The organism is Dyadobacter bucti (assembly GCF_005869225.1).
Lineage (GTDB): Bacteria > Bacteroidota > Bacteroidia > Cytophagales > Spirosomataceae > Dyadobacter > Dyadobacter bucti.
The window spans coordinates 982,942-1,000,419 of record NZ_SWFP01000002.1; the positions used below are offsets into that span (position 1 = coordinate 982,942).

General features: G+C 48.2%; 12 protein-coding genes. 5 read left to right on the forward strand and 7 right to left on the reverse strand.

Annotated elements, in window-relative coordinates; all coding sequences use genetic code 11:
• Positions 1-4: 4 nt before the first annotated feature.
• The 4 genes from FBF61_RS08985 (at position 5) to FBF61_RS09000 (ending at position 4,399) form a co-directional block, all read left to right on the forward strand.
• A complete protein-coding gene (locus tag FBF61_RS08985; protein WP_138476860.1) occupies positions 5-955 on the forward strand; it encodes a DUF4249 domain-containing protein in 951 nt (316 codons plus the stop codon).
• 177 nt (positions 956-1,132) lie between these two features.
• On the forward strand, positions 1,133-3,265 hold the full coding sequence (locus FBF61_RS08990; RefSeq protein WP_138476861.1) for a hybrid sensor histidine kinase/response regulator: 2,133 nt from the start codon (positions 1,133-1,135) through the stop codon (positions 3,263-3,265).
• Positions 3,266-3,371: 106 nt separating this feature from the next.
• Positions 3,372-3,893 (forward strand): putative antibiotic biosynthesis monooxygenase, encoded by a 522-nt coding sequence (locus tag FBF61_RS08995; RefSeq protein WP_138476862.1) that lies wholly within the window; start codon positions 3,372-3,374, stop codon positions 3,891-3,893.
• A gap of 35 nt (positions 3,894-3,928) precedes the next feature.
• Positions 3,929-4,399 (forward strand): SRPBCC family protein, encoded by a 471-nt coding sequence (locus tag FBF61_RS09000; protein WP_229214973.1) that lies wholly within the window; start codon positions 3,929-3,931, stop codon positions 4,397-4,399.
• 37 nt (positions 4,400-4,436) lie between these two features.
• Here the strand turns inward: FBF61_RS09000 and FBF61_RS09005 are convergent, their stop codons facing one another.
• Genes FBF61_RS09005 through FBF61_RS09025 form a run of 5 tightly spaced genes read right to left on the reverse strand, consistent with a single transcriptional unit; the run spans position 4,437 to position 12,265 of the window.
• Positions 4,437-4,823: a hypothetical protein gene (locus FBF61_RS09005; RefSeq protein ID WP_138476863.1), complete on the reverse strand. Its 387-nt coding sequence runs from the start codon at positions 4,821-4,823 to the stop codon at positions 4,437-4,439.
• Entirely contained in the window at positions 4,820-5,002 is a 183-nt protein-coding gene (locus FBF61_RS09010) for a hypothetical protein (protein ID WP_138476864.1), read from the reverse strand. The genes FBF61_RS09005 and FBF61_RS09010 overlap by 4 nt, the downstream gene beginning before the upstream one ends.
• Positions 5,003-5,045: 43 nt before the next feature.
• Positions 5,046-7,601, reverse strand: a complete 2,556-nt coding sequence (locus FBF61_RS09015) for a cellulase family glycosylhydrolase (protein ID WP_138476865.1) — start codon at positions 7,599-7,601, stop codon at positions 5,046-5,048.
• Positions 7,602-7,654: 53 nt separating this feature from the next.
• Complete coding sequence (locus tag FBF61_RS09020; RefSeq protein ID WP_138476866.1) at positions 7,655-9,160, reverse strand: RagB/SusD family nutrient uptake outer membrane protein; 1,506 nt, start codon at positions 9,158-9,160, stop codon at positions 7,655-7,657.
• A gap of 18 nt (positions 9,161-9,178) precedes the next feature.
• Complete coding sequence (locus FBF61_RS09025; RefSeq protein ID WP_229214974.1) at positions 9,179-12,265, reverse strand: SusC/RagA family TonB-linked outer membrane protein; 3,087 nt, start codon at positions 12,263-12,265, stop codon at positions 9,179-9,181.
• A 170-nt stretch (positions 12,266-12,435) separates the two neighbouring features.
• Between FBF61_RS09025 and FBF61_RS09030 the strand changes: the two genes are divergently transcribed.
• Positions 12,436-16,491, forward strand: coding sequence for a hybrid sensor histidine kinase/response regulator transcription factor (locus FBF61_RS09030; protein WP_138476867.1), 4,056 nt, complete (start codon positions 12,436-12,438; stop codon positions 16,489-16,491).
• Between the two features lie 63 nt (positions 16,492-16,554).
• Here FBF61_RS09030 and FBF61_RS09035 read toward each other — a convergent pair whose 3' ends face one another.
• Together FBF61_RS09035 and FBF61_RS09040 are read right to left on the reverse strand one after the other, a co-directional pair.
• Complete coding sequence (locus FBF61_RS09035) at positions 16,555-17,211, reverse strand: SdpI family protein (RefSeq protein WP_138476868.1); 657 nt, start codon at positions 17,209-17,211, stop codon at positions 16,555-16,557.
• 1 nt (position 17,212) lies between these two features.
• Positions 17,213-17,473 (reverse strand): autorepressor SdpR family transcription factor, encoded by a 261-nt coding sequence (locus FBF61_RS09040; protein WP_310590265.1) that lies wholly within the window; start codon positions 17,471-17,473, stop codon positions 17,213-17,215.
• Positions 17,474-17,478: the final 5 nt, after the last annotated feature.

A 17,478-nucleotide genomic window follows, 5' to 3' on the forward strand; every position in this document is an offset into this window, starting at 1 on the left:
ATCCATGAGACTTTTAAACGCATTGATTTTCATTACAGTTACGGCCTTTTTAGGCGGGTGCGAAAGCCTGGTTGAAGATCTGGATCCGGGCAAGCTGCCCAACATGGGATCCAAGCTCGCAGTGGAATCCTACATTTCGCCGCAGTCTCCGAGTATCGAAGTGATTGTGACAGAATCCCAGCCGCTGTACGGCCCCGCAACATACAATCCGTCATTTATCAAAAATGCCGAAGTGATTTTGTCCGGCAACGGACGTCAGATCAGACTGCCCTTCAATGATTCTACGCTGAGGTACCATGTGGACAGCAGTGCATTCAAGATCCTGCCCGGCGCAACCTATAACCTTCTCGTGAGCGACGGCAAACGTACTGTGAAAGCACATTGTACCATTCCGGCAAAAGTACCGGAGATCAAAACCGTTGCCGTTGAATATGTTACGGGGCCTTTTTCAAATGACTCAACCGCCTGGATAAACATGTCGTGGCAGGATATACCGGGTGAAAATAATTACTACGCCGTGCGTGGATACGTTGTTTTGGAAGAAACTACCCCGACATACAACGAGCAAACCGGAGATGTGGAGCCATTTCGACACGTTAACAAATTCGGAATGTACCAATCTTCCTTTTCGTCACTGATTTTCAACGATATACACCTGGATGGTATCATGTTTAACGCACCCAAAACCAGCATCTACCTTAGTCCGAAAAGGATAATCAGTTACCTGGACAAGAATGGGGTAGAGAAAACGGTATACAACGACGCGCAAATGAGCCAGGTGAGGGTCGAGGTACTGAACATTGATGAAAACTATTATAAATTTTACCGCTCTATGGATGTCTCCGGCAATCAGGACAATCCTTTTGTGGAGCCTTCCATCATTTACACCAATATTGAAGGCGGCCTTGGATGTTTCGGCGGATATCATGCTGTCATACGAACGATAAACCCCTGATCATATCGCTTCAATACAATATAACTATTTTTATGTAACAAGTAAAATTAATTGTATCGTCGTATTCCGTGTGTGCAAAACGGTTACATTTGTCGCACTCAGCCTTCCTGCAATAGCATAGCTTCAAAGCTTTGTTAACATGAAAATGCAAACGAATGGATCTGTAAAACCCCTTTTATGAAGAGCTCTTCACCAGTGGCACCGCGGGCGGCTTTTGCCTGGACCGCAGTTTTAACAGTATTATTGGCATCTTTTGCTTTTGTGATATTGCTCACCAATTCGAAATCCCAGACTATCAAAAGCAACATACACACGCTCCAGCAAGAAAATGCCGCCTACCGGAAGATTGATACATGTATTTCCATTCTTTATTCAGCTGAAAACAACAGCCGGCTTTTCGTCGTAACACTCGATTCGGCCTACCTCAGATCCTACTCAGATCAACTAATGGCAGTCAACCGGATCCTGCATGAATATGAAACCGAAAGGGCCCATAAGTCGCTGACAAACCTGATGTCGAGAAAACAGCTGAAAAATGAAGAGTTCATCAGACTTAAAACAATGGTTGACAGCCTGTTGTCTTTTTCATGGGAAAGCCAGGCGACAGCGTCCCCCATTATGGCAGAACCGGTGCGGAAACTCACAGTAACCCGGGAGGCACATAATACCGATACTATTGAGGTAACTGTCCAGAAAAGAAAGAGAGGTCTGATGAAACGCATCATTGACGCGATCAGGGATAAAGACACCCTTTCCAATGCCGTTGCAAGAACAAAGAGTACTGCTACGGTCAGCCACGATTCGGTAAACCTGCCGTTACCGACCGCATTGCTGAAAAACAAGCCGTTGCTGGAAAAGGCCAGAAAGGAACTCAGCGAAACGGAACAACAGCTTCTGGCGATCAACGGACGGATATTCACCTACCTGCAGAATTCACTGAGGGAGTTGAAAAATAGCGAAGAGCAGGATATGAAGGTGCTGCGGGATTCTCTGCTGGAAGCTACCAACATCAAATTCGAAGAAATGGGCCTGCTGATCTGGATGTGCGTCGGCCTGATGCTTTTACTGGCCATTATGATCATCTGGAACCTGGTGAAGTTGTATAAAAAGGACGTAACGATCATCCGGTACGCCAATCTTACAGCAGATACTACCAAAAGAAAAGGTGATTTCATGGCGCAGATGACCCACGAAATCAGAACACCGCTCAATTCAATTATTGGTTTTTCGCAGTTGATAGAGATCGAAAAACTGGACGAAAATCAGCGCGTGAATGTGAATTCCATCAAGAATGCATCGAAAATCCTACTTACGCTGGTAAACGAGATCCTCGATTTTTCAAAATTTGAAAGCGGTAAAATCACCCTGCATGATAAGCCTTTTCAGCCTGCCGTTATTTTGAATGAGGCCGTCGAGATGCTGTCGGTACTTTCGGATGAAAAAAAGATCGTCATCACCTCTGAGTTGGATCTGGATCCCGGTACCACGCTGTGCGGCGACGATTTTCGCATCAAGCAAGTAATTATCAATTTGCTGACGAATGCCATCAAATTCACCCCGGAAAACGGGCGCATATGGGTTAGCTCCGGCATTGAAAAAGTTGCTCCGGGCAAGGGGCTGCTGAAAATCAACGTCAAAGATTCAGGCGTGGGAATTGCCAAAGAAAACCTCACGGCCATTTTTGAAGATTTTATTCAAGTTGAAAATAACGATAGCCAGTCCAGACAGGTGGGTACAGGCCTCGGTCTCGCCATCTGCAAACGCATCGTCGATCTGTACGGCGGACAGATCAGGGCAGAGAGCACACCCGGCCAGGGATCGGAGTTCATAGTTCGTATTCCTCTGAAAATCGCCGCAAGTGAACTAAGGCCAACTGCTGCCCCAGTTAGCGAAACGGCCCCGGTCGAGAAATTCCTTGCTGGTAAAAAAATCCTGATCGCGGATGATACCAAAATGAACCTGCTGCTGATCAGCCGGTTCATGGACAAGCTGGGCGCAGATTACGACATGGTAGCAGACGGAAAAAAAGCATTTGAAATGTTCAACGAGCAAGCTTATGACCTGGTCATCACGGACATTTACATGCCGGTACTGAATGGTCTGGAACTTACAAAACAGATCCGCGGACATGCAGACAAAAAGAAGGCCGGTACGCCGATATTGGGTTTTACAGGCGGCGCCAGCACAGAAAACAATGCCAGCTACATCCTGGCTGGCATGAACGACGTTTTGCCCAAACCCTTTGACGACAACGATTTCAAAGCGATCCTGAAACGCTTATTGTTTGGCGAGAAAGCATTGACAAGGTAGCCTCTACCGAAAAATAACCTCTCTTCTGAAGTTCTTTGCTTAGGAATCCCCCGCTTTTTTATAATTTGGTGAGATAAGCATTTTCAAGCAAAGAAAGTTGACATAGATGCCGATACATGTAGCCATCACCCGCAAAGTTCTTCCGGGTAAAGAAAATGAATTTAAGGAAGCACTGAGGCGGTTTCTCGGCGAATCCTTTTTACATGGCGGTGTGCACGGCGCAGGGATGATCACGCCACTGCCTGGCGACGACAGTCGGGAAATCGGCATTCTGAGGACTTTCGCAGACGAAGCAGAGCGGGATGCTTTTTATGATTCCAAGTTTTTTAAAGATTGGGAAGACTATGCCGCCACGCTGACCGAAGAGCCGGTTTATCGTCAGCTGACCGGCCTTGAAGCCTGGTTCCGCGCGTCCGGTTCGCCTCCGCGCTGGAAAATGGCTATTGCAACTTTATGCGGAGTTTACCCCACCAGTTTATTTTTGTCTTTCACTATTGGCCCGTTGATCCAGCCCCTGCCGCAAGTAATCCGTATATTTATCACCGCCGCCTCTATGGTTGGCCTGCTCACGTGGGTGGTAATGCCTCAGATTACCCGGATCCTGAAAAAATGGCTTCACAGCCAGTAAGTTTCAAAACAAACAGTATCATTCATTGCAAAACTATGGCAAAGCAAAAAAACAGTGCGACCGTAACAGCCCAGATGCTGATCAGAAAACCTGCCAGCATAGTTTTCAATGCCTTTATTGATCCCGAAATCACACGTAATTTTTGGTTTACAAAAGGAAGCGGCAAACTGGAAGCCGGCATAACTGTAACCTGGGAATGGGAGATGTATGACGTATCAACCCAGGTAAAAGTCCGGAAAATTACGCCCGACAAGCAGATTTTGATCGAATGGGGCGAACCTGCCACGACCGTGCTGTTTGATTTTCAGGAATTGCCCGACGGCACAACGTACATCGGGATCACAAACACAGGATTTACCCAGCAGGGCGAAGAACTTCTGGAAGCCATTAACGATAATACCGGCGGGTTCACTACGGTACTGGACGGCGCGAAAGCTTACCTTGAACACAATATCAACCTGAACCTTATCGCTGATAAATTCCCGAAAGGAGTGAGCCAGCACTAAACGTACCGGCACATTAACGTTTTAGCATATACGACTTTTACCTCCAGCTTTCAGCCATAGGCCTGACTTTGTCTGAACTATGGTCGGTTTGGTAATATTCCTGCCAAACATCCAGCAGATTATGGTCCCCGTCCCAGGGAGCGCCGTCAAAATCAGTGATCAGGTTCGAATCAGAACCCTGCTTGAAAATAACTTTATGGATGTGCCCGTCCCTCGTGCGCAAAAACGCTTTCACCTGGTATTTTCTGACGTGTGTAGTTTGCCACTTGCGTGGGTCAGGCGTTGGCTCTGTGATCACGGGCGCGCTGTAAAATCTACTGTAAAATTCGGCTATCGCCAGATCGTAATGATCATCAAGAAGATGATCTTCCCGGAAGACGTCCGATCTGAAAAAGTCCCTTAATTGTTCGGAAGTGGGTTTCATGACAAAATTTGTTTCAACGGATTAATCAATTCTCTTTCAAAATAGGCCAGGAGCTTCTGCCCCGGGTCACTTACTAGTTTACAATAATAAATGCGTTTGTAGTAACGTACGATGACAAGCTCATCCATGGGGGCAACCTTGGCGGTAATGATCGTACCCTCCATATATATATTTTCCATTCTGTAAGTTACGCTTATTATCCGGTAAACTTCAGTATTATATTTATTCTATCTCTCCGGAAACCACCTCAACCCGCTCCACGGCAATTCCATGAGGTATTTTCAATTCATCCGTTGTCATCCCCGGTCCGATGGATATCTGCAGTGTTTCAACTTGGCCCAGATCCGGCTTTGAACCGACTGGATTGGTATCGGCATAATAAGGTAAAAAACCAGGATATGGGCGCGGCAAGCTTACAAAACTGACCTTTTTCAGCTCATCAACTGGTAAGGCATAAGCACCGTTTACAGGCTCTACCTGGATCAGACCGCCAAAAACAGAGCCGTCCTTGCCGATGAGTGCAACCTGTACCGAACATGGCCTGCTGTTGAGCGAACGACCGTGAAAAACAATTTTCTTCGCAGCCGCCAGATCTGTATTTCGTCCGGCCGTTTTTTGGCGGAAGTTGTAGCGCATGGAATAATCATCCGTTTTTTCCGGGTTGATCAGGAGTTCGGCTTCCCCGGCCTTCCCTACCGGTACCAGTTGTGAATTTTTGAGGTAAGGCCGGAGCAATTGGCCTGCGTCCGTGGCGGCATTGAAAAGGATAACCGGAGATTGCCCGGTAACGATGCGTACCTCATAAGGTTTGTTATCAAAAAAGTCCCAGTCTCCCGGTGAAGTTTCCAGGCCTGATGGAAAAGTCCGGATAGCATTGTCGTCCTTGACCGTGATAAAATATTTCAAAAAGCCTTCCTTCACCATTTCAGCAGGGATTTTGGCAGCGTATTGATAGCCGCTTTCCTGCGTCATCGCCAGTGCATAGGGCTTGCCGTTACGGGGCAAAATCCAGAGTTTCACCTCCTCAGGCTCCTTAGCCGAAACAATGCCGGCTGCAATTTTGATTTCCCGTAAGGATGTGGCTTCCGCCAGCGGTTCGTGCAGTACCTCGGTAATTTTCAATGTTGTCGCCGGGGCAACAAATTCTTTCAGGGTGATATTTTCCCATTTTTGATCCGCAGTAAATTTTGTCGGAACTCCCTTCTTTTTGAGCAAGTAAGTTCCTGGCGAAATTTTAAAGCCATTTTCGTTCGCGGTCAATGAAGCGGTATTTTCTGCATTCAGGGGTTGTATATCAAAATCTTTTCCGAGATCCGGTAATTCCACCGACATCGGCCAGCTGCGCCAATTGACTACCGCCAGCTCCTTTTTCAGGCTATTCAGGCCAAAAGGATCTTTGACCCAAATTGCATCCGGCAAAACTTCCAGCCTCCATACACCGTTTTCGAGCTTGTCCAGAAAATAGGCGCCGGTTCCCTGATATTTTACCAAAACAGAATTCCCATAGCCACTTACATGCGTCAGTAACTCCTTCGCAGGCGGAACTGTGTTGGTATGATTGGTGTAAATAAACTTCTCCTTTGTGACCATCTCCGCCAGATCCTGACCATAACTCACCCGGAAGTCCCCGAAGGCAGTGTCAGCGGGGAATTTACCGAAATCCTTGTACAACGGAATTTTATGAAAAACCTCCGACGCGATTTTCAAGCTCAATGCTTTCTGAGGCGTGTAAACCAGGTTCATATAGTGGGTATCGTACTCTGTATTGGCATAGGCGAAAAAAGTCGGATCGTACGCAAAATGCGTGGCAACCTGCATTCCCGCGCTCCGGAAACTCCGTGCCATCGCAGGATAAATGTAGGATCGGCCCACGTCGGCAGCGTCGAATTCATAAACGATTTTGGCCATTTTTCTGAATTTCGGATTGGCCGCAAACGGGATTTTGTAGTCGTCCACATTCGGCAGCAAGTTACCTTGTATTTCGTGCTTTGATTGAAGACCTGTGGGATACCACTGAAATGTTCCGCCGTCGATGTTTGCATTGAAATAAGCGTCCGCCAGATGGATGCTGTGGCTGATGTTATAGAAAACCGGCTTTTTGCATCCGGCTTTCCTGATAGAACCAGCCATTCCATTGATAAGTGCTGTCACTTCCGCCGGTTTCCCGCCATGCTGCGGTTCATTGCTGATTTCGAAAGCAATCAGATCGGGTTCACTTTTATAGGCCACGCCCGTGTACCGGTTTACATGGTTCACAAACTGGTACAGGTAATTTTGCTGCGCCTTAATCGCGTCCGGATTGGTCAGGCAGGCCGCTTTTCCATATTTTGCTGAAAATCCGGGTGTCTTTTCATCCGGCTGCGGCCAACCGTTACCCCAATAGGCAATGGGTGTCAGAATGACCTTCATGCCGCGGTCTTTCATTTTTTTGATCGTATAATCCAGCAGCCGCAGATGCTCGTTGTCCAGCAGGTTCCCAAGCGTATCGCTGATCTCCGTGTCCCAGACATGCACCCGGTACACATCGAAACCGAGCCTGGCAAAGTGATAGACATCGTCATCGATCGCTTTTTCGGGGGCAACGCCCAGTTCCTTAGCAACGCGGTATGCATAGGCAAACGGAACCGTGTAATTTACCCCGAACCCGTGCACTTCTTCCTTCGTCATCCCCCACCGCATGATCCCGTCCTTATCCACATATACGTCATTTGTTTTTTGTGAAAATACTACCGTATGAGCCAGCAGAAAAAGACAGCAAAAGAGCGCTTTAAGCTTCATTTCAGCAATTTTTAAATGTTTTTATATCAAAAAAAGAAAGACCGTGGCGGTTTTCAGTAACCTGTTGTCTGGGTGATTTTCCCTGCGCCTACATTGATCACATATTGCGGTACCGGGAAAAGTTCAGAAGGCCCGTGCGTCACTTTTCCTGCTGCTTCCAGTGCGGATGCCCATTTTCCATGACGTACCAGATCAATTTTCCTGATCCCTTCAAAATAGAACTCCCAGCCTCTTTCCTGTAGAATCGCGTCGTTCAATGACACTTTGGAAGCCGTAGCAGCTGCGGGCAATGCCGCCAGGCCACCATGCTTGGCCCGGACCTCGTTCACCAGCGCGATAGCTTCGGCTGTGGGCCCTGCCTGCTGGTTGATCGCCTCGGCAAGCATCAGCACAATGTCCGCATAACGCAATACCGGCATATCATTTCCCTGAATATCTGCGCCGGGAGAGGATTCGTCAGGATATTTTCTCAAAACCGGCCCGCGCATATTGGCACGGCTCCTCGCTTTGCCGGAATTGTCGGTATACGCCGGGATCAGCAGTGCCCTTCTTTTGTCCGCAGGATCAAAAGAATCATAAAATTGCCACGTAGGACAAAAAACACCGCTCGGGCTTGCCCAGCCGCCGCCAAGTTTAATACTTTTGAAATCGCCGGGAAGACAATAAAGCGCCATGGCATTGAAATTTCCGCCACCTTCTCCGTTCGTCGGCGCCACGGGATCACAGTTCACTGCCCAGATCGTTTCCGTATTCACTTCCGTCGCTTCCCTGAAAAGGCCCGCATAGTCAGATACCAGACTGTATTTTCCCAAAGCCACTGTTTCCCGGGCCGCTTTTTCAGCCTCCGACCAATTTTTCTCATTGAGATACAGACGGGTGAGCATTCCCAGCGCCAGTCCTTTATTAAAACGTCCGTATTCCGAAGGGCTCAGTTCCAGATTGTCCGCTGCAAAACGGAGGTCAGCCGCAATCGTGGAAACATAAGATTCCCTGGCGGGACGGGTCAGATCGCTTTCCGCCTCGGTATTGATCTTCGATGCATCGAGTATAACAGGCACCGGGCCATACATGTGCAGCAGGTAGTACATCGTCCAGGCACGGCCCATTCTCGCCTCGGCGATAAACTTACTTTTTGCCCCGTCGCTGATCGCCGATTTCTCGATGTCTGCAATTACCTGCGTCATGCGCGTCACGTAGCGTACTTTCTCGAAATGGCTTTGTTTACCCTGGGTTTTTAGGAATGTAAAATCGCCCTTACTGAAAAATTCCCAAAGTCCGCCCCACTCCGTGAAAATGCTCATCTGGTCGGAAGGCAGGTCGAACATGGCAAGGTGGCCGTATTCCGGACTGAAAAACATGTTCTGGTATTCCACATCACTGTATCCCCATTTCGAACCGAATGGCTTGTAAGCCTGCAAAGTATACAGCTCAAAATCAGCTTCTGTTTTGGGAAAGTTGGCTGGGGAAAGCACGCCTGTGATCACAGGATCGAAATTGTTGTTGCAGCCAGTGGCAAAAAGACCCGTGGCAATTAAACCGGCAATGAATATCTTTTTCATAATGTCAGATTCTTAGTATTAAAAATTAGCCTTCAGACCCAAAGAAACCGTTCTTACCATCGGATAAGGTGCCGGCCCGCCTTTGATCGAGCTTGCCTGGATTTCCGGGTCCACACCTTTGAAACCTGTGAGGATAAATGCATTCTGAACATCCGCGAAAACCCGCAGGCTCTTGATATAATTGCTCAGTGCGCCCGAGCTGAATGTGTAACCCAGCGTAATGTTCCTGCAGCGCAGAAAGTCCCTTTTTACCAGACGTGTATCGAGCCCTGCATCCAGTGCTATCGCACCTTCATTGTAGGCTGCCCCCGGCAGAGTACCGCCCGGATTGGAAGTGCTCCATGCATCTTTGATACGCTCGGTGCCGCTCTGGTTACCAGAAAGCAGTCCGACCGGATCGCCCCATAGCGTGGTATAATCATTGCCCCAGGCTCCTTGCTGTCCGTAGAAGAACACGCTCAGATCGAATTTTTTATAGGTAAAATTGTTACCCATACCCACAATCACCTTAGGGATTCCGGAATAGCTTACCACGTCATTGTAGTCCAGTTTGGCATCTCCGTTTTGGTCTACAAAAAGAGGGTTACCCGGCTTGCGGGCGGCTGCGGGCTGCCATGCAGGCACTTCCTGTCCTGCCTGAAGAATACCATTGGTTTTATACACATAAATGATATCACCGCCCACAGGATCGTTTACATGGCCATACTGGGCCGGAGGATCATTGGGGAAACGCTCTACCCAGCGATTTTTGAAATGCGTCACATTCAGCATCGTATTCCAGCTGAAATCTTTGGTTTTGATGTTCTCCGTGTTCAAACTTACTTCGATCCCCTTTCTGCGCTGGTGCCCGCCGTTAATGGGCGACGTCGAAATGATCGATAGCTGCTGGGTCGTGGCGCTGCTCAGCAATCGGGTACGGTTTTCGGTAAAAACATCCACGGAACCTGTGATCCTTTCTTTGAACAACCCGAAATCCAGACCCGCATTGAAGGTTTTGGTGATCGGCCAGCGAAGGTTCGGGTTATCAAAGGCCGTAAGGCGGTATGGGAAGTAGACCACCGATCCGTTGCTGAATGTAACTGCATTAGGATCAGCGCCATAAGCACCGTAAGCCACACTGCCCGGACGCTCGCCCGTGGTACCATAGCTGGCGCGGAGTTTCAGCGTGCTGATGGTCTTGATACCCTGCATAAAGTTTTCATTATTGATTTTCCAGCCTGCAGATACTGAAGGGAAATTCTGGTATTTGTTATCGGGAAAAAACTTGTCAGCCCCGTCGCGTCGAACGGTCAGCGAAAGCAGGTAGCGGTCGAAAAAGTCGAAGTTGCTCCGGACAAAAAACGAGCGGAGCTTGTTCACGCCACGGTATGAACCGATCACTTTCGGGCCGGTGGCGGAACCCAGGTTATCGGTATTGATAGCGTCCTGCATGTTGGAAGTTTCGACACTAAAACCTGAATAATCTTCCAGGTACTGCCCTACCCCGCTCACTACATCCAGGTTCAGCCAGTCGCCAAAGGACTTTTTGTATGAAACGGTACCTTCCATGGTCTGGTTTTGTCTGCGGGTTTCGGCCAGCGATGCCCTCGCTTTGTAAAGCTGTCCCCAGAAAACGCTCACAGGAATATAGAAATCCCGGACAGAATACTCGCTGTTGTTTCCGTAAAGCAACTTCGCAGTGAGCGTATTGGGTATGATATCAATGTCCAGCGAAGTATTGGCAAGCAAACCCTGCGCCTTGGTTTTATCTTTGATGTCCAGCAGTGAAACCGGGTTTCCTGTGATCGCGAACTGGCTGTAGCCGCCATCGGCATTGTACACCGGCACCGACGACGGATAAGCAAGTGCAGCCTGCAATGCATTGAAGCCCTGCGTACCGGACCCGCCCGTTTGCCAGCCTGCCTGCGGATTGGTGTAGTTATTCCGGTTTGCATTCACATTTACATTCAGCCGGAATATTTTACTCAGTACAAAGGAGACATTCAACCGCCCGGAAAATCTGGTCAGATCCGATTTTTTGAGCGACCCTACCTGATTGAAATAATTTCCGGAAAAGAAATAGGTCGCTTTTTCGCTACCGCCATTTACACTGATATTGTGATTATCGACGCTTCCCGGCCGCAAAACTTCACCCAGCCAATCGGTTCCCTGCCCGGCACTCTGGATTTCCTGCTCGGTATATTTCTGCGTGTAACCGCTGAGATCGGATGGTACCGTTCCAAATGGTGCCATATTCCTGTCCGACTGATACTTATCCTTGCTCAGCTGATTAAAATAAAGCATGTAATCCTGCGCATTCAGCGGTTTCAGGTAGGGCATGTTTCTTGAAAAAGAATGGCTGCCGTCGTAGCTCACGCTCATCCGGCCAGCTTTCCCTTTTTTGGTTGTGATGATCATTACCCCGTTGGCTGCGGATACACCATATATCGCGGCACTGGCATCTTTCAGAAATTCAATGGATTCGATATCATTCGGGTTCAGCCCCGCAAGGCCGCCCCTGTTCACGCCCTGGATTTCTACAGAACCGTTTCCTGGTTCCATGCTGCTGCCGGGGAATACCACACCGTCGATAACCAGCAAAGGATCTCCTTTACCGCGGATCGAAACAGAGATATTCCCTCCCGGCTGCGAACTTTGCTGGGTTACCTGCAAGCCGGCAGCCCTGCCGAAAAGCAGCTCGGAAACGTTGTTATTGGCAGATGTCGGTATTTTGGCCGGGTCTACCTTGGAGATGGCTGTCGTGAGGTTTTTCTTGGCAGTGGTACCATACCCGACCACAACCACCTCGTCCAGATTTTGGGTATCCGTTGCCAGCTTCACATCAATCACAGTCTGATTGGCGACGGCAATTTCCTGTTTGATATATCCTATAAAGGAAAAAACCAATACACGGTTTTCACCCGGGCCACCCGGCAACGTCAGTGAATAGTCCCCATTCTGATCTGTTGAGGTACCGCTTGTATTGCCTTTCAAAACCACGTTCACCCCGGGCAGCTCGCCCCCGGAATTGTCAGTCACTTTTCCCTTGATAACCACCTGCTGGGCAAACAGAAGCGAGCAGGTCGTCATAAGAAAAATATGCAAAAGCAGTAATTTTTTCTTCATTGGATAACGGTTTAAATTTTAGAGGTAACACTATATGAACAGCGATGCAAGGTAGACCGGGCACCCAAATTCGATGAGAAATAATCTGACGCAAAGCGATAATTTTCTGATATTTGTATAGTATATGTTATATTTTTTGTTTGAAAAATGAGTTTTTACCCTCGAAAAGGATGAGATGTGCCGATAGGATCAGACGTTTGTTGATGTTCATTTCCTTTTTAATACTTTGCAGTCTGTCCGGCTATGGACAGGAGAAATTCTTCAGCACACTTTCCATCCGGGACGGCCTTCCCACCAATCTGGTCAATGCGATTGCTCAGGATAAGAACAACTTCATCTGGGTGGCCACCGGCGACGGGCTTGCCCGCTTTGACGGTTATCGTTTCAGGGTTTTTAAAAAAGAAGAAAACACGGCTTCGCTTCCCGGCAATGAGGTGCAGACGCTTTTTCAGGACGGGGATAATTTGTGGGTGGGAACGCGCAACGGGCTTTGTGTGGTAAATACCATTACATTCAGCATCAAAAGGATCGAATTCGGAACGCACGACGCCATACGTTGCATATTGAAAGACCGGGACAATATCATTTGGGTAGGCACCACCACCGGACTGATCCGTTATGACAGGCAAAAAGGCTCTTACCGGCTTTTCAATTCAGAAAACAGCCGGCTCAGCCACAATACGGTTCGCACTATTTACCAGGACCAACGGGGTTACCTGTGGGCCGGAACCTACAATGGCCTTAACAAGCTCGATACCAAAACTTTCAGGTTTACCGCTTTCGACTTAAAAAGAAAAGGAATTCCGCCCGTCAAAAACAATCTGATCTGTGACATCAGGCCGGTAGCCCAGAATGATTCACTGCTATGGGTCGGCACCGATACGGGACTCTGCAGGTTCAATACGGTCACAGGCAGGAATGAAAATTTTCCCAATGGCAAAGGCACATTCAGCAATGAAGTGGTAAAAGCCATTTACACCGACCGCGACGGGAGCCTGTGGCTGGGAACCGACTTCGGGCTGAATATATACCAGCCCGGCACCGGAAAAAACCAGACGTATTTTCACAATCCACAGGTGCCATATTCTGTCGCCAACAATGTGATCTGGCAGATTTTTGAAGACAATGCAGGTGTGCTCTGGTTTGTGACATCCAACGGTATCAGTCGCATCAACCAGCTGGATAACCTGTATCAGTACCACCATGTGACACACCAGCTCGGCGGGCAGACGGTCGGGAATCAGGTCAAATCCTTTATGATCAGCAAATCCGGTACTTACTGGATAGGCACTTTGCACGGCGTGATCAGGTACGATCCTGCTACCGGGACGAGCAAAAAGTTTGACACCGAATCAGATCGCAAGAGCAGTCTGCTGAGCAATAATGTGGCTAATTTGCGTGAAGACCGCGAGGGGCGGATCTGGATCGGAACGGTTGCGGGAATCAACATATGGGACGAACCCAGACAGCTTATGCACACGGTTACGGCCAGCGGCACCAACGGCCTTGTTTCCAATTATATCAACAATTTCATTGAAACACCTGACGGCTCGCTGCTGGTAGGCACCTGGGAGGGCGGTATTTTCAGGGCAAAAGGCGACCTGCATCAGCCGGAAACCCTGCATTTTGAACGTATCTCCAAGGCTGAAACCGAGAAATTCATCTATGCAGCCGGGGCTGTCTGGCTGGTAGAATTTGATGAACTTTTCCGGCTGGACCTGAAAACGCTTGAAAAGAAGAAAATCACTTCTTTCGGTAAGGTTGCCAAGCGAAAAACAGTTAGCAGTTTCTTTTTATCAAAAACCGGAATACTCTGGGCAGCGACCCAGCAAGGCCTGATCGAATACAATCCGCAAAACGACAAAGCCGTTTTCCACGCCATTCCGCATAACAATATCACCCGGACGTCTATCACCGAAGATCAAAACGGACATGTCTGGACTGCCACCAATACTGCCCTGGAGAAATTTATTCCCAGCGGCAACCGGGTCGAATTTTATCCGCTGAACAAAAACCTCCCGCTCAAAAGCTTCTATTCCGGATGTGTGGCCAGGTCTGTTTCGGGAATGCTTTTCTTCGGGGGGGACAACGGATATGTTTCGTTTTCGCCGGAAAAGGCCGTCGCGAACCGCTACCAGCCCAAGGTATTTCTGACCAACCTGCTGCTGAACAACGAACCTGTCAACATTGGCGAAAAGATCAATGACCGGGTCATTCTGAGCCGTGATATTTCATTTACGCCAGCCATAGAGCTCGACTACGGGCAGCGGTCGCTGGAACTGCAGTTCGCGGCCCTGCATTTCTGGCAGCCGGAGATCAATATGTATTCTTACAAACTGGAAGGAGCGGATGAAAATTGGCATACCACTTCGGGCCAGAAAAATTTTGCGGTGTACTCTAATCTATCTCCCGGCACGTATGTTTTCAAGGTGAAAGGGACCAACAACAACGGGATATGGAGCAGTGAAATCAGCACGACCGAAATCACAGTCAATCCGCCTTTTTTTCTGGGAAGAGGTTTTATCGTTTTGTATCTGCTGCTGATCGGCGCCGGGATCTATTTTGCGCTGCGTGCTTATTCGGCAAGGATAAAGCTGGAAAACGAACTTAAAATCAGTAAACTGGAAATTGCCCATGCCGAAGAAATTGAGCAGACGAAAGAACAGTTTTTTACCAATATATCACATGAACTCCGCACGCCTATCAGCCTGATCCTGCCGCCGATCCACCAGGTGATGAAAGGTGGCCAGCTGACCGAGGAAAATCAGCGGCTGATCTCGCTTGCAGAAAAAAACTCGAACCGCCTGCTCCGGGTGGTGAACCAGATCCTGGATTTCAAAAAAATGCAGAGCGACACCCTTTACCTCAATAGCACCAGGGTAGAAATAATCGGGTTACTGCATGAGCTCTATTCGCATTTTGAAGATAAGGCGGTAAGGCATGACATTACGTATCATTTTCATAGCAGTATTCCCCGTTACGAAATGTACATTGATCCTGAAAAAACGGAAACCATTGTTCTGAATCTGCTTTCCAACGCGTTTAAGTTTACACCGAAAGGCGGAAAAATTTCACTGAGCGCATGTTTGATACACAACGGGCAGTTCCCCGAAGGTGCCCTGGAAATTGAGGTGTCCGATACAGGCACGGGCATTTCGGCAGAAGATCAGGCCCGCATTTTCGAGCGGTTTTACCAGACGCCTGATTCAAAAAAGCTGGAAATGGGCTCGGGTATCGGCCTTGCGCTCTCGCTTGAATATGTAAAAATGCACAAAGGCGAGATCAGACTGCAAAGCGCGCCCGGCGAGGGCAGTTGCTTCACCGTAGGCCTTCCCGCAGGTGACGACAGCCCCGTACCGCAGCAGGATCTCAAACCCGCAAACTACCTTTACAGGCCTGAACCCGCGGCTTATTCGGAAACAAACGACATTCCCGATTCCGCGAAACCACTACTGCTGATCGTGGAAGACAACCCGGATATGATCGATTTTATCAGGATCAGTCTCAAAGACAGGTACCGGTTCATCGTGGCGGGCGATGGGGCGGACGGATTGCAAAAAGCGCAGGAATCTCTCCCGGATGTGATTATTTCAGACATTATGATGCCGGTCATGGACGGACTTACATTTTGTAAAAAAATTAAAAGCGACCCTAAAACAAGCCAGCTTTCCATTATCCTGCTCACCGCCCGCAGCCTTACTTCCCAGAAAATAGAAGGGATCCGCACCGGTGCAGACGCCTACATTACGAAGCCGTTTGACATTGAACTGCTCGACGCGCAGATCGCAAACCTGCTGCTCAGGAAAACGGAGCTTTCCGAGTATTTCAGACATGAGCTGATCATTACGCCTTCAAAAGAAAGCAGCGGCGAAAATATGGACGACAAGTTTGTGAATAAGGTCATGAACATCATAGAGGCCAACATTTCGGACCCGGATTTCAGTGTGGAGGCTTTGAGCTCGGAAATCGGCATGAGCTCGGCACATTTGTCCAGAAAACTAAAGTCCCTGACCCATTTTTCTGCCAATGAGATCATTAAAAAATACCGCATCAAAAAAGCTTCCCTGTTACTTCGGAACAGGGAAGGCAATATTTCGGAAGTGATGTACGATGTCGGTTTTTCCAACCTCTCCTATTTTTCCAAATGCTTCCGTGACGAGTTCGGCGATTCACCTAAAGAATACGTCCGGAAAATGGGAAAGAAATTCAATATGGAGGAAATCTGAGCTGATCAGCGCACATCATTCAGACATTTGAAAGATGAGTATGTCAGACTTTCCAAAAACTCACTATTCGATCTTGTCAACAGTCTTTTTGTAACTTATATAGGAATATACGATCGGCACAATTGCGATCACCGTTGTGACGACCAGCAATACGGTAACTGTCATTGAATGATCCAGGAACAGGCTGCTGACGACGATAATCAGCCCTCCAAAAAACCAGTACCGCCCTGCCAGACGGTGCGTTTTGTCCCAAACCATTTCACTCTTCAGTGTCCAGGGCGTTTTGATCCCGATATAGATGTTCTGTTTCAACACAGGGAAATAATTACCCAAGACAGCAAACAAAAGACCGATAAGTCCCGGAATCATTGAGGGCAATGACATGGTTTGCTCCCTGGCAGCAAACAAAATGTAGCTTGCCAGCACAGCTGTAAACAATACTACCGAAAATTTCAGCCGGTTATAATTGGCCCCCATTTTACCAAGATGCCCTTTTTTATCCATCAGAGGAGCAAAAAGAAATGTAAGGTATGTCAGCAGCGGCAGAAGTATGGGGATCATCCATAAAGTTGCCCTGCTTCCGTACCTGTCAATCTCGCCTTCCAGATTCCAGTGCACAGGCACGTTTTCAGGAAGAGCGTTCCAGATCACAATCAGATAAATAAACGGGATTGCAACAATAGCTACGAGCCATAGCTCATTTCGAAGGGTAGTTTTCATATCAGGTTTTTTTTAACGTTAGAATCCATTGTAACAGCTCATCCATAATGGTTGTGTTCAGCGAATAGAACACAAACTGACCTCTCTTTTCGCTCCTCACCAGATCGGCCTTTCTTAAAATTTCCAGATGGTGGGAAATGCTGGGTTTTGATATATTAAAAAGGTCGGCGATATCCCCGGCAGACATATCACGTTCTTTCAGGTTATTGAGGATTTCCCTTCGGGTTTCATCATTCAGCGCTTTAAAAAGCTCATTCATCATTTAGA